General features: G+C 70.9%; 11 protein-coding genes. All 11 read right to left on the bottom strand.

Features of this window, described 5'->3' with window-relative positions:
- Positions 1-48: 48 nt before the first annotated feature.
- Positions 49-4,653, bottom strand: a complete 4,605-nt coding sequence (gltB, locus tag DEJ09_RS11885; protein ID WP_375537959.1) for a glutamate synthase large subunit — start codon at positions 4,651-4,653, stop codon at positions 49-51.
- Positions 4,654-4,879: 226 nt separating this feature from the next.
- A complete protein-coding gene (gene lgt, locus DEJ09_RS11880) occupies positions 4,880-5,866 on the bottom strand; it encodes a prolipoprotein diacylglyceryl transferase (RefSeq protein WP_071244753.1) in 987 nt (328 codons plus the stop codon).
- Between the two features lie 96 nt (positions 5,867-5,962).
- Complete coding sequence (gene trpA / locus DEJ09_RS11875; protein WP_071403730.1) at positions 5,963-6,757, bottom strand: tryptophan synthase subunit alpha; 795 nt, start codon at positions 6,755-6,757, stop codon at positions 5,963-5,965.
- Complete coding sequence (trpB, locus tag DEJ09_RS11870; protein WP_071244754.1) at positions 6,754-7,968, bottom strand: tryptophan synthase subunit beta; 1,215 nt, start codon at positions 7,966-7,968, stop codon at positions 6,754-6,756. The genes trpA and trpB overlap by 4 nt, the downstream gene beginning before the upstream one ends.
- Before the next feature lie 128 nt (positions 7,969-8,096).
- Positions 8,097-8,882 carry an indole-3-glycerol phosphate synthase TrpC gene (trpC, locus tag DEJ09_RS11865; RefSeq protein WP_111088782.1) on the bottom strand — a complete coding sequence of 262 codons (786 nt, stop codon included), beginning with the start codon at positions 8,880-8,882 and terminating at the stop codon, positions 8,097-8,099.
- A 19-nt stretch (positions 8,883-8,901) separates the two neighbouring features.
- Positions 8,902-9,141: an HGxxPAAW family protein gene (locus tag DEJ09_RS18170; protein WP_017887200.1), complete on the bottom strand. Its 240-nt coding sequence runs from the start codon at positions 9,139-9,141 to the stop codon at positions 8,902-8,904.
- Complete coding sequence (locus DEJ09_RS11855) at positions 9,138-9,836, bottom strand: Trp biosynthesis-associated membrane protein (protein WP_111088756.1); 699 nt, start codon at positions 9,834-9,836, stop codon at positions 9,138-9,140. Before DEJ09_RS11855 ends, DEJ09_RS18170 begins: the two co-directional genes overlap by 4 nt.
- Positions 9,833-11,377 (bottom strand): anthranilate synthase component I, encoded by a 1,545-nt coding sequence (locus tag DEJ09_RS11850; protein ID WP_111088755.1) that lies wholly within the window; start codon positions 11,375-11,377, stop codon positions 9,833-9,835. The genes DEJ09_RS11855 and DEJ09_RS11850 overlap by 4 nt, the downstream gene beginning before the upstream one ends.
- The gene (hisI, locus tag DEJ09_RS11845; protein ID WP_110864563.1) at positions 11,374-11,772 is read right to left on the bottom strand and encodes a phosphoribosyl-AMP cyclohydrolase; all 399 of its coding nucleotides are present in this window, start codon (positions 11,770-11,772) and stop codon (positions 11,374-11,376) included. The genes DEJ09_RS11850 and hisI overlap by 4 nt, the downstream gene beginning before the upstream one ends.
- Positions 11,773-11,797: 25 nt before the next feature.
- Positions 11,798-12,553: an imidazole glycerol phosphate synthase subunit HisF gene (hisF, locus tag DEJ09_RS11840; protein WP_232536485.1), complete on the bottom strand. Its 756-nt coding sequence runs from the start codon at positions 12,551-12,553 to the stop codon at positions 11,798-11,800.
- Between the two features lie 11 nt (positions 12,554-12,564).
- Positions 12,565-13,404 carry an ATP phosphoribosyltransferase gene (hisG, locus tag DEJ09_RS11835; RefSeq protein WP_071403725.1) on the bottom strand — a complete coding sequence of 280 codons (840 nt, stop codon included), beginning with the start codon at positions 13,402-13,404 and terminating at the stop codon, positions 12,565-12,567.
- Positions 13,405-13,423: the final 19 nt, after the last annotated feature.

Below are 13,423 nucleotides of genomic sequence, written 5' to 3'. Positions count from 1 at the left end.
ACCTCCGAGGTCGTGTCGGGCACTGCCTGTTCCGGACGTGCGTGACGCTCAGCCACCGGTCACCTCCATGATCCTGTTCCAAACGATGTCACCGTCGGGGTCGAGCCCCTCGTCGACGGCCTGTCTGCGCGTCTCGAGCACCGCCGCGTAGTCGCGCGGCAGCACCTTGACGAAGTCGCTCAGGTCTCCGGACGCCAGCAGGTCGGACGCGAGCGTCGACCCCGTCTCGTCGGCGTGCCGGGTGAGCAGGTCGGTGACGATCTCGACGTCGGCGCTGTCGAGCGCCTCGAGCCGGAGTTCGCCGGACGCCAGGGCGTCGGTGTTGACGTGTTCCTGGCGCAGGCCTCGGACGTACGCCGTTCCACCGGACATGCCGGCACCGAGGTTCCGGCCGGTCTCGCCGAGGATGAGCGCGAGCCCGCCCGTCATGTACTCGAGCGCGTGGTCGCCCACGCCCTCGACGACGGCCGTGGCACCGGAGTTCCGCACCAGGAACCGCTCGCCCACGATGCCGCGGATGAACATGCTGCCCTGGGTGGCGCCGTACCCGATGACGTTGCCGGCGATGACGTTCTCGGCCGGGTCGAAGCCCGAGCCGGCGTCGGGACGGACGACGATCTGGCCGCCGGAGAGCCCCTTGCCGACGTAGTCGTTGCTGTCGCCGATGAGCCGCAGCGTGATGCCTGCCGGCAGGAACGCACCGAGCGACTGCCCGGCGGAACCGCGCAGCGTCACGTCGATCGAGCCGTTCGGCAGGCCGTGCTCGCCGTGCCGCAGGGTCACCTGGTGGCCGAGCATGGTGCCGACGGCGCGCTCGGTGTTGCGGATGGGCAGGTCGAGCGCGATCGAACCGCCGTGATCGAGCACGTCCGCGGTCTGCTGGATGAGCTGCACGTCGAAGTGCTGGTCCAGCTCGTGGTCCTGCTCGCGGTGGTGGCGGCGCGGTTCGGCGTCGTCGAAGTGCGGTCCCTTGAGCACCGGCGCGAGGTCGAGCCCCGAGGCCTTCCAGTGCTCGACGGCACGGTCGACGTCGAGCGCGTCGGTCTGCCCGATCGCCTCGTCGAGGCTGCGGAAGCCGAGCTCGGCGAGGAGCTCGCGGACCTCTTGCGCGATGAACTCGAAGAAGTTCACGACGAACTCGGGCTTGCCGGAGAACCGCTTGCGGAGCTCGGGGTTCTGCGTGGCGACGCCGACCGGGCAGGTGTCCAGGTGGCAGACGCGCATCAGGATGCAGCCCTCGACCACGAGCGGGGCGGTCGCGAAGCCGTACTCCTCGGCCCCGAGCAACGCGGCCACGACCACGTCGCGTCCGGTCTTCATCTGCCCGTCCACCTGCACGACGACGCGGTCACGCATGCCGTTCAGCATGAGCGTCTGCTGGGTCTCGGCCAGGCCGATCTCCCACGGGGTGCCGGCGTGCTTGAGCGAGTTGAGCGGGCTCGCGCCGGTGCCGCCGTCGTGGCCGGACACGAGCACGACGTCGGCCAGGGCCTTCGTCACGCCGGCCGCGACCGCACCGATGCCGGACTGGCTCACGAGCTTCACGTGGACGCGGGCGGCCGGGTTGGCGCGCTTGACGTCGAAGATCAGCTGCTTGAGGTCCTCGATGGAGTAGATGTCGTGGTGCGGCGGCGGCGAGATGAGGCCGACGCCCGCGGTGGCGTGCCGGGTGCGGGCCACCCACGGGTAGACCTTGGCCGGGGGCAGCTGACCGCCCTCGCCGGGCTTCGCGCCCTGCGCCATCTTGAGCTGGATGTCGGTGGCGTGCGTGAGGTACATGCTCGTCACGCCGAACCGGCCGGAGGCGACCTGCTTGATCGCGCTGCGGCGCTCGGGGTCGAGCAGGCGGTCGACGTCCTCGCCGCCCTCACCCGTGTTCGACCGGCCACCGAGTCGGTTCATCGCGATGGCGAGCGTCTCGTGGGCCTCCTTCGAGATGGACCCGTAGGACATCGCACCGGTGTTGAACCGCTTGACGATCGACTCGATCGACTCGACCTCGTCGAGCGCGATGGGCTTCCGAGCGCCCTGCTTGAACCGGAACAGCCCGCGGAGCGTCATGAGCTGTTCGGACTGGTCGTCCACGGCGCTCGAGTACTCGCGGAAGATGTCGTAGCGGCGGGCACGGGTGGCGTGCTGCAGGCGGAACACCGTGTCCGGGTTGAACAGGTGCGGCGGGCCCTGACGGCGCCACTGGTACTCGCCACCGATCTGCAGTCGCTCGTGCGAGAGCACCGCGCCGTCCTGCGGGTACGCCTGGGCGTGCCGCTCGGCGTTCTCCTTGGCGATGACGTCGATGTCGACGCCACCCAGGATCGACGAGGTGCCCGTGAAGTACTTGTCGACGAACTCCTGGCTGAGCCCGACGGCCTCGAACGCCTGCGCACCGGCGTAGCTGGACACCGTGGAGATGCCCATCTTCGACATGATCTTCAGCACGCCCTTGCCGAGCGCCTTGATGACGTTCTTGACGGCCTGCTCCGGGGTGATCCCGGGGATCATGCCGGCGCGGACCAGGTTCTCGCAGGTCTCCATCGCCAGGTACGGGTTGATCGCCGAGGCGCCGTACCCGATGAGGGTCGCCACGTGGTGGACCTCGCGCACGTCGCCGGCCTCGACGATCAGCCCGACCTTCATGCGCTGCTCGGTGCGGATCAGGTGGTGGTGGACCGCGGCGAGGAGCAGGAGGCTCGGCACCGGTGCCTGCTCGGAGTTGCCGTCGCGGTCGGACAGCACGATGAACTGCTTGCCGGACTCGATCGCGGCGTCGACCTCGTCGCACACGGCGGCGATGCGCTTCTGCATCGCCTTCTTGCCGGCGTCGACGCGGTACAGGCCCTTGATCGTGACGGTCAGGTGGCGACCCGACTCGGTCTCGAAGTGCTGGACCTTGGCGAGCTGGTCGTTGTCGATCACCGGGAAGTCGAGCGTGATCTGCTTCGCGTGCTCGGGACCGGCGGAGAGCAGGTTGCGCTCCGGACCGAGTCCCATCCCCATCGACGTGATGACCTGCTCGCGGATCGAGTCGAGCGGCGGGTTGGTCACCTGCGCGAACTGCTGCGTGAAGTAGTCGAAGAGCAGGCGTGGACGCTCCGACAGCACGGCGATCGGGGTGTCCGATCCCATCGCCCCGAGGGGTTCGGCACCCGCTGCCGCCATCGGGCGCAGCAGGATGCGGACTTCTTCCTCGGTGTACCCGAACGCGCGCTGCCGACGGGTGACCGAGGCCGGGGTGTGCACGATGTGCTCGCGCTCCGGCAGGTCGTTGAGGTTGATGCGGCCGGCTTCGAGCCAGTCGCCCCAGGGACCGGCGGCGGCGAGCTCGCGCTTGACCTCGTCGTCCTCGATGATGCGGCCGGCCTCGGTGTCCACCAGGAACATCCGGCCCGGACGCAGGCGACCCTTGCGCACGACCTTGGCGGCCGGCACGTCGATGACCCCGGTCTCGGAGCCCATCACGATGAGGCCGTCGTCGGTGACCAGGAAGCGTCCGGGGCGCAGGCCGTTGCGGTCGAGGGTGGCGCCGACGAGTGAGCCGTCGGTGAAGGTGATCGCGGCGGGGCCGTCCCACGGCTCCATGAGCATCGAGTGGTACTCGTAGAACGCGCGGAGGTCCGGGTCCATGCCGACCTGGTTCTCCCACGCCTCGGGCACCATCATCGACACGGCGTGCGGCAGGGTCCGGCCGGTCAGGGTCAGCAGCTCGAGGACCTCGTCGAACGAGGCCGAGTCGCTCGCCCCCGGGCTCACGATGGGCAGCAGCGGGGCCATGTCGCCGAGCAGTTCGCTCTCGAGCTGCGACTGGCGGGCGCGCATCCAGTTCCGGTTGCCGCGCACGGTGTTGATCTCACCGTTGTGGGCGATCGTCCGGAACGGCTGCGCGAGCGGCCATGACGGGAACGTGTTGGTGGAGTAGCGCGAGTGCACGATCGCGAGCTTCGACGCGAAGCGCTCGTCGCTGAGGTCCGGGTAGAACGGCTCGAGCTGGAGCGTCGTGACCATGCCCTTGTAGACCATGGTGCGGCTCGACAGCGACATGAAGTACAGGTCGTTGTCGTGCTCGGCGCGCTTGCGGAGGCGGAAGGCCTGACGGTCCAGCGCGATGCCGCTCCACGAGGCACCGTGCACGTCGTGCCGGATGGAGGCGACGAAGAGCTGCTCGAACGCCGGCATCGCGGCACGGGCGAGCGTGCCGAGGACCTCCGGACGCACCGGGACCTCGCGCCACCCGAGGACCTTCAGGCCCTCTTCGCGGGCGAGTCGCTCGACGGCGCCCTTCACCGCGTGGCGGGCGTCGTCGTCCAGGGGCAGGTAGGCGGTGCCGACGGCGTACTCCCCCGCTGCCGGCAGCTCGAACGGCACGACGGCCCGCAGGAACTCGTCGGGCACCTGGCACAGGATGCCCGCGCCGTCACCGGTGCCAGCGTCGGACCCCACGGCACCGCGGTGCTCGAGGTTCCGGAGCGCACCGAGGGCCGCGTCGACGATGTCGTGCCCGGGCGTGCCGCGCAGGGTCGCGACCATCGCGAGACCGCAGGCGTCCTTCTCGTTCGCCGGGTCGTACATGCCCGTGGCGTCCGGGATCGCGGAGAAGCGGCGGTGCGGCGGCACGAGGCTCGTCGGTGCCGAGGGCTGGGTTGGCTGGAGCGCCATGGGGAACCGTCCTCACGAGGAAGTGGAACAGGGACAGCGGTGGCCCGGTGGTGCGTTCCGCCCGAGCGGGCGGGACTGGTGCCCGTGCCCGCCGTCAGTGAGTTGCCCTGCCGGCCGGCGAGGTTGCTGGGCCCCGCTTGTGGCGGAGACCGTCTGGTGCTGCTGCTGCTGCTGGTGGTGCTGCACGTGACCGGTGGTCGTCGGGAGCGGGTGCTCCCCCACGGGATCAGCGAGTGGTCGTGACCGGTTCGTCGCTCGTGACGCCGTCTGCTGCGTCGTCATCGTGCTCCGAGAAGGTGTCCTCGGAGTCTACAACGGAGGTCGGACGGGGCCCGCGACCCGGCAGGTACGGGCTCGGCTCCTTGCCGGTGTGGCGACGGCTCTGCACCACGAAGATCAGGATGCCGATCACGACCGCGGCGAGGGCCACCCACACGTTGGTACGGACGCCGAAGAAGGTCTCGCTCGTGTCGACGCGGATGGACTCGAGCACCGAGCGCCCGGCGCCGTACCAGATCAGGTACAGGCCGAGGACCTTGCCCCACTGCAGGGTGAACTTGCGCGCCAGGAAGAGGATGACGACCACACCGAGGACGTTCCAGATGATCTCGTACAGGAACGTCGGGTGGAACAGCGTGCCCTCGGGCAGGCCCTTCGGGAACGCGGCGTTGCTCGAGTCGATCTCGAGGCCCCAGGGCAGGCTCGTCGGCATGCCGAAGAGCTCCTGGTTGAAGTAGTTGCCCAGGCGACCGAAGGCCTGTGCGAGCAGGACGCCCGGCACGACCGCGTCGATGAACGACGTGAACCGCAGGCCCACCTGACGGCAGCCGATCCACGCACCGACCGACCCGAGGATGAGCGCCCCGAAGATGGCGAGCCCGCCCTCCCAGATGTACAGGAAGGACAGTGGGTCGATGCCGGGGCCGAAGTAGTCGGACACGTGGGTGAACACGTGGAAGAGACGACCGCCGATGATGCCGGCGGGCACGGCCCAGATCGCGATGTCGATGATGATCCAGCGCTCGACGCCACGGGCGTTGAGTCGTCGGTTCGCCAGGACGACCGCGGCCACGATCCCGATCAGGATGCAGATCGCGTACGCGTGGATGCGGAAGTCGAGGGGCAGCGACCAGCCGAACGCGTCGCGCAGCCAGGCGGTCAGGTCGAAGTACTGCCAGGCGGTGCTCGGGCTCGGGATGCTCAGGAGGGGCATGGAGGTGCTGTCGCCTTTCGGAACTGACGGGGCGCGGTCGACGTGGCGTCGGCCTCGCTCACTGTAGCGCGGCTCGCGGGCCGGACAGGAACTGGACTAGCGGCGGCGGGCGCCGGTGGCGAGGTCGGCGGCACGGTCGGCCACACCCTGCACACCGAGGTCGGCCAGCGCACGGACGAACGCGGACCCGACGATGGCACCGTCGGCGTACTCGAGGACCTCACCGACCTGCTCGGCCGTCGAGATCCCGAGACCGACGCAGGTGCGCTCGACCCCGGCGTCGCGCAGACGCGACACCACCGTGCGGGCGGCGACGTCGACGCCGACCCGGGCACCGGTCACACCCATCGTCGAGACGGCGTACACGAACCCACGGCTGGCCTCGACCGCCTGGCGCATGCGCTCGTCCGACGAGGACGGTGCGGCGAGGAAGACCCGGTCGAGCCCGGTCCGCTCCGAGGCCTCGGTCCACGCGGAGGCCTCGTCGGGGATGAGGTCGGGCGTGATGAGGCCGGCTGCACCGGCGGCGACGAGGTCGTCGGCGAAGCGGTCCACGCCGTAGCGCAGCACCGGGTTCCAGTAGGTCATGACGAGGACCGGCACGTCGGCCCGCTCGGTGATCTGCTGCACGGCGTCGAAGACCTGTGCGACCCGGAAGCCGTTCGCCAGGCTCTCCTCGGCTGCCCGCTGGATCACGGGGCCGTCCATCACGGGGTCGGAGTACGGCAGACCGAACTCGATGACGTCCACGCCGTTCTCGGCGAGGGCGACGGCGGCGTCGACGCTGGTCTGCAGGTTCGGGTACCCGGCGGGCAGGTAGCCGACGACGGCTCCGGCGCGCTCGGCGTTGGCGGCGTCGATCGTCTGGGCGACGGTCTTGTTCGTGGTCACAGCTGCACCGCGTTCTCGTCGAGGATGCCGAAGTAGCGACTGGCGGACGCGACGTCCTTGTCACCGCGGCCGGACAGGTTCACGAGCACGACGCCCTCGGGCCCGAGCTCCTTGCCGAGCTTCATCGCACCGGCGAGGGCGTGGGACGACTCGATCGCCGGGATGATGCCCTCGGTCTGGCTCAGCAGGCGGAACGCCTCCATGGCTTCGGTGTCGGTGATCGGCTGGTACTTCGCGCGGCCGATCGACGCCAGGTACGCGTGCTCTGGTCCGACGCTCGGGTAGTCGAGTCCGGCGGAGATGCTGTGGCTCTCGATCGTCTGGCCGTCCTCGTCCTGCATCAGGTACGACTTCGCGCCCTGCAGGACGCCCTCGCGACCGAGCGTGATGCTCGCCGCGTGCCGACCGGTCTCGACGCCGTCGCCGCCGGCCTCGAAGCCGTGCAGTGCGACGGACTCGTCGTCGAGGAACGCCTCGAAGATGCCCATCGCGTTCGAGCCGCCGCCGACGCACGCTGCGACGGCGTCCGGCAGGCGACCGACGCGGTCGAGGACCTGCTGGCGTGCTTCCTCGCCGATGACCTTGTGGAACTCGCGCACCATCTCGGGGAACGGGTGCGGACCGGCGACCGTGCCGAGCAGGTAGTGCGTCGACTCGACGTTGGCGACCCAGTCGCGCAGGGCGTCGTTGATGGCGTCCTTCAGGGTGCGCGAACCGGTCTCGACCGGGATCACCTCGGCACCGAGCAGGCGCATCCGGGCCACGTTGAGGGCCTGTCGCTCGGTGTCCACGGCGCCCATGTAGACGACGCACTCCATGCCGAACAGGGCTGCGGCGGTCGCCGTCGCGACGCCGTGCTGGCCGGCACCGGTCTCCGCGATCAGGCGGGTCTTGCCGAGCCGACGGGCGACGAGTGCCTGGCCGAGGACGTTGTTGATCTTGTGGGACCCGGTGTGGTTCAGGTCCTCGCGCTTCAGGATGACCCGGGCGCCACCGGCGTGCTTCGCGAAGCGCGGCACCTCGGTGATGATCGAGGGGCGCCCGGTGTAGTCGCGCTGCAGCTCGTCGAGCTCCGCACGGAACGCCGGGTCCGCCCAGGCCTGGCGGAAGGCGGCCTCGAGCTCGTCGAGCGCGAGGACGAGGGACTCGGGGACGAAGCGTCCGCCGAAGTCACCGAAGTAGGGGCCGTGCAGGTCGCGGAGTGAGGTCACGATGTGTCTCCCGGGACGAGTCCGACGCGGCTGGTCGGCCGCGTCGGACGGGTGGAACGTGCGGCCGCGGTCGGCGGCCTCGATGCATGGAGCGGACCAGGCCGCGGCTCGGCGGCCTGGTGGGCCGGTCAGGCCCGGTCGGCGGCGTCGACGAACGACGCCAGGGTCGCGGCGGGGTCGTCCCCCGTCACGAGCGCTTCGCCGACCAGCACGACGTCGGCGCCGGCCGCCCGGTAGTGGGCGACGTCGGCCGGACCGGAGACCGCGGACTCGGCGACCCGCACGACCCCGGAGGGGATGCGGTCAGCGAGCGACCCGAACAGGTCGCGGTCGAGCGAGAAGTCGGTGAGGTCCCGCGCGTTGACGCCGAGGATGCGGGCACCGGCGTCGAGGCCACGCGTGACCTCGTCACCGGAGTGCGCCTCGACCAGCACGCGCATGCCGAGTTCTTCGGCCAGGGTGTGCAGCTCAACAAGACGGGCCTGCTCGAGCGCCGCCACGATGAGCAGCACGACGTCGGCACCGGACGCCCGGGCCTCGATCACCTGGTACGGGTCGGCGATGAAGTCCTTGCGCAGCACGGGCACCCCGACGCGGGCCTTCACGGCTTCGAGGTCGGCGAGGCTGCCGAGGAACTTGCGGCCCTCGGTCAGGACGCTGATCGTCGAGGCCCCGCCACGCTCGTAGTCGGCGGCGAGGGCGGCCGGGTCGGCGATCGCGGCCATCGACCCGCGGGACGGGCTGGCGCGCTTGACCTCGGCGATGATCTTCACCCGGTCACCCGGGCTGAGGAACGCGAGGGCGTCGAGCGGCGACGCCACCCGGTCGAGGTCGCGTTCGACGTCCGAGTACGGACGGTCGACACGACGGGCGGCGGCGTCCTCGAGCGCGCCCGCGACGAGGGTCTCGAGCACGTTCGGCATCGGGAGACCCCTACTCGCCGTGGTGCTTGGGGACGAACTTCGGACCGTCGACGCCGTAGCCGGCCTTCTTCATCACGCCACCGACGATGAGGCCGATGAGGACGACGCCAGCGGAGGCCCAGACGCCCCACGGCTGGTCGAACCAGAAGAACAGCGTGCCTGCCGCGAATCCGATCAGCATGATCACGACGGCGGTCCAGGCGGCCGGCGAGTGGCCTTCGCCGAGTTCTGCGGGCTCAGTGTTGCTCACGGTGCTCCTCGTTCTGCTCCGGCGTCGTCGGTCGAGCGACGCCCTGTCGATCCTACCGTGTCGTCACTCGGCGCCCCCGCGCCCGCGCCGTCGGCGGTGGTCGGGTCCACACCCGCGCTCAGGTCGTCCCAGTCGACGACCGCGTCGCGCTGGACGGGAGCTGCTGCACGTGCTGCTGCGGCGGCTCCGGCGGTGGCGGCACCGTACTTCCGGCTCGGGCCGGGCCAGGCGCGCTGGACCACGATGACGACCACGCCGAGCAGCACGGCGAGCACGCCACCCACGATCCCGACGGCGGGCCACGGGCTCACGGAGACGCTCGACACGACACCGCGGACGGCACCGAGGTCACTGACCCCGGCGACCTCGCCGACGGCACCGCGTGCGGCGGCGATCGGGTCGCCGAGGGCGGTGATGCCGCTGACGACCACGCCGAGGCCGAGCAGGATCTCGACGGCGGCGAGCACGATGCGCAGCACCCGTCCGGCGATGGTCATCGCCAGGAAGAGCGCGAGGCTCGCGATCGCCAACGCGGTGTACTGCGGCACGACCGCCGCCCCGTCGGCCGAGACCGTCGAGGTGACGGCGGCACCCGCGTGCAGGCGGACGGTGAACCAGGTCTGGGTCCAGGCGAGCATGATGACGCCGGCGACCAGGAGCCCGGCGACGACGACGATCGGACGAGAACGCTTCACGAGCGGACCTCGCGCATCCGGTTCGCCGTGGCGACGGCACGCAGCGGAGCCGCGGCCTTGTTGACCGCCTCGACGTGCTCGGTCTCCGGGTCGGAGTCCGCCACGAGTCCGGCCCCGGCCTGCACGCGGGCCACGCCGTCCTTGATCAGGGCGGTGCGGATCGCGATCGCCAGGTCGGCGTCACCCGCGAAGTCGAAGTACCCGACGACACCGGCGTACGCACCGCGCTTCGCCGGTTCGAGCTCGTCGATGATCTCGAGCGCACGCGGCTTCGGCGCGCCCGAGAGCGTGCCGGCCGGGAACGTCGCGCGGAACACGTCGATCGCCGAGGCGTCGGGGCGCACCCGCCCCTCGACGCTCGACACCAGGTGCATGATGTGGCTGAACCGCTCGACGGTCATGAACTCGGTGACGCTGACGGTGCCGGGCTCGCACACCTTCTGCAGGTCGTTGCGTGCGAGGTCGACGAGCATCAGGTGCTCGGCGCGCTCCTTCGGGTCGCCGAGCAGGTCCTCGCCGAGGTGGACGTCCGCTTCCGGGGTGGCACCGCGCGGGCGGGACCCGGCGATCGGGTGCGTGATGGCGCGGTCGCCCTGCACCTTGACCAGCGCCTCCGGCGATGCGCCGACGATCCAGAACCGCTCGTCGGCGGTGTCCGCGAGGGCGAGGAAGTACATGTACGGACTCGGGTTCAGCGTCCGGAGCACCCGGTAGACGTCGAGCGGGTCCGCCGTGACCTCGTGGTCGAACCGCTGCGAGATGACGACCTGGAACACGTCACCGTCGCGGATGAAGCCCTTCGAGCGCTCGACGGCCGCCATGTAGTCGGCCGGGCTCGTGCGGTGGGTGGGGGTCGGCTCGGCGATCTCGAAGGCCTCGGCCACGGTCGCGATGCTCGGCTGCACCAGGTCGCCCTGCATGCGGTCGAGTCGCTGCTGCGCGTCCGTCCAGAGGGTGTCCGCGTCGTCGGTGCCGTCGTTCAGCACGCTCGCGACCAGCAGCACGAGACCGGTGCGGTGGTCGAGCGCGGCGAGCTCGGAGACGAACGACAGCGCCTGTCCGGGCACGTCGAAGTCGGCCGGCGGCACGTTCGGCAGGTGCTCGAGCTGGCGCACGGCCTCCCACCCGATGAAGCCGACGGTCCCGCCGACGAGCGGCGGCGAGCCGGGCACGCGGGGCGTCGCCCAGCGCTCGTGCAACCGTGCGAGGACCTCGAGCGGGGCACCGTCGAGCGACCCGACGGCGCGCTCGGCGTCGATGCCGGTGTCGATCCAGGCCGCGCGGTCGCCCTCCTGGGTCAGGACGCCGAAGCTCCGCACGCCGACGAACGACCAGCGCGACCACAGGCCACCCTGACCGGCGGACTCGAGCAGGAAGGACCCGGGGCGGCCGTCGGCGAGCTTGCGGTAGACGCCGACCGGCGTCTCGCTGTCGCCGTACAGCGCACGGACGACCGGCAGGACGCGGTGGTCGCCGAGCAGGCCGTCGAACTCCGGTCGGGAGGTCGTGTGCGGGGCCTCGGAGATCGTCGCGGTGGTCATCGGGTCGGCTCCACGGCCGTGTCCGCCGGGGCGGACATGGTCACGGGCGCGAGCGGGTCGACGTCGAAGCACCGGTGCGCACCGGTGTGGCACGCCGCCCCGACCTGCTGCACCGTGACGAGGAGCGTGTCGTCGTCGCAGTCCAGCGCAGCACCGCGGACGTACTGCGCGTGTCCCGACGTGTCGCCCTTCCGCCAGTACTCGTTCCGCGACCGCGACCAGAAGGTCACACGGCCTTCGGTGAGGGTGCGGCGGAGGGCTTCCCGGTCCATGTAGCCGAGCATGAGGACGTCCTTCGACGATTCCTCCTGCACGATGGCGGGGAGCAGGCCGTCCGCACCGAAGTGTGCGCGGTCGAGGACCGCCTCGGTGTCGGTGCTGGTGCTGTCGGTCATGAGGCTCCTAGCCTACGGCGGCGGATCAGCGGACGGCGTGACCGGTCGCGCGGAGCGCGGCCTTGACGTCCCCCACGGTCATCTCGCCACGGTGGAATACGCTGGCGGCGAGGACTGCATCCGCACCCGCGTCGACGGCCGGGGCGAAGTGCTCGACGCGACCCGCGCCTCCCGAGGCGATCACCGGGACCGACGAGACGGCGCGCACCGCGGCCACGAGTTCGAGGTCGAACCCGTTCTTCGTGCCGTCGGCGTCGATGGAGTTGACGAGCAGCTCCCCCGCGCCCCGCTCGACGGCCTCGCGTGCCCACGCGATGGCGTCGAGGTCGGACTCGGTCCGCCCGCCGTGGGTGGTGACCACGAAGCCCGAGGGCATCCGGTCGGAGCGCTTGACGTCGAGCGACAGCACGACGGCCTGGGCACCGAACCGGTCGGCGATCTCGCCGATGAGCTCGTGCCGGGCGATCGCTGCGCTGTTCACGCCGATCTTGTCCGCGCCGCACTGCTGCAGCCGCGAGACGTCGTCCACACTGCGCACCCCGCCGCCGACGGTGAGCGGGATGAAGACCTGCTCGGCCGTCCGGGTCACGGTGTCGTACATCGTCGCCCGGTTCTCGACCGTGGCGCCGACGTCGAGGAAGGTCAGCTCGTCGGCACCCTGCTCGTAGTACCGAGCCGCGAGTTCGACGGGGTCACCGGCGTCCTGCAGGTCGAGGAAGTTCACGCCCTTGACGACGCGGCCGCCCTTGACGTCGAGGCACGGGATGACCCGGACCGACACGCCACCGGCGGTCACAGGCGTGCGGCGTGGATCGGGCTGACGAGGATCGCCCGGGCGCCGAGGTCGTAGAGCGCGTCCATGATGAGGTTCGCGTCGTCGCGCGGGATCATCACGCGGACCGCGGCCCAGTCGCGGTCGTGCAGCGGCGACACGGTGGGCGACTCGATGCCGGACGCCACCGCGGTCGCCTGCTCGAGCAGGGCCGTGGGGACGTCGTAGTCGAGCATCACGTAGCCACGGGCGACGAGCACGCCCTGCAGGCGTCGGCGGAGCACGTCGATGCCGGGGATGGTCTCGTCGGTGGAGACGAGCACCGCGGTCGACTCGAGGATCACCGGGCCGAAGATCTCGAGGCCCGCCTGCCGGAGCGTGCTGCCCGTCGATACGACGTCGGCCACGGCGTCGGCGACCCCGAGCCGGACGGCGCTCTCGACCGCGCCGTCGAGCTTCACGAGCGTGGAGCTGACGCCGTGCTCGGCGAGGAAGGCCCCGACCAGGCCGGGGTAGCTCGTGGCGACCCGGACGCCGTCGAGGTCCTGCAGCGAGCCGAACCGACCGGGCGTGCCGGCGAACCGGAAGGTGGAGTCGGCGAAGCCGAGCGCGTCGACCTCGTGCGCCTCGGACCCGGAGTCGAGCAGCAGGTCGCGGCCGGTGATGCCGACGTCGAGTGCGCCGGACCCCACGTACGTGGCGATGTCCCGCGGGCGGAGGAAGAAGAACTCGACGCCGTTGCGCTCGTCGAGCAGGTGCAGCGCCTTCGGGTCGCGGCGGCCGGCGTACCCGGCCTCCCGCAGCATGTCGGACGCGGTCTCGGACAGGGAGCCCTTGTTGGGCACGGCGATGCGGAGCATCAGTGGGTCTGCTTTCTGT

Source organism: Curtobacterium sp. MCLR17_055, from assembly GCF_003234305.1.
GTDB classification, from domain to species: Bacteria; Actinomycetota; Actinomycetes; order Actinomycetales; family Microbacteriaceae; genus Curtobacterium; species Curtobacterium flaccumfaciens.
The sequence above is the reverse complement of the archived record's forward strand: the minus strand, read 5'-3'. Positions and strand labels throughout refer to the sequence as shown.

What these genes read in the sequence shown, in the direction of transcription:
- gltB (WP_375537959.1), bottom strand. Translation starts at nt 4,653, where the DNA reads ATGGCGCTCCAGCCAACCCAGCCCTCGGCACCGACGAGCCTCGTGCCG.
- lgt (WP_071244753.1), bottom strand. Translation starts at nt 5,866, where the DNA reads ATGCCCCTCCTGAGCATCCCGAGCCCGAGCACCGCCTGGCAGTACTTC.
- DEJ09_RS11850 (WP_111088755.1), bottom strand. Translation starts at nt 11,377, where the DNA reads ATGACCACCGCGACGATCTCCGAGGCCCCGCACACGACCTCCCGACCG.
- hisI (WP_110864563.1), bottom strand. Translation starts at nt 11,772, where the DNA reads ATGACCGACAGCACCAGCACCGACACCGAGGCGGTCCTCGACCGCGCA.
- hisG (WP_071403725.1), bottom strand. Translation starts at nt 13,404, where the DNA reads ATGCTCCGCATCGCCGTGCCCAACAAGGGCTCCCTGTCCGAGACCGCG.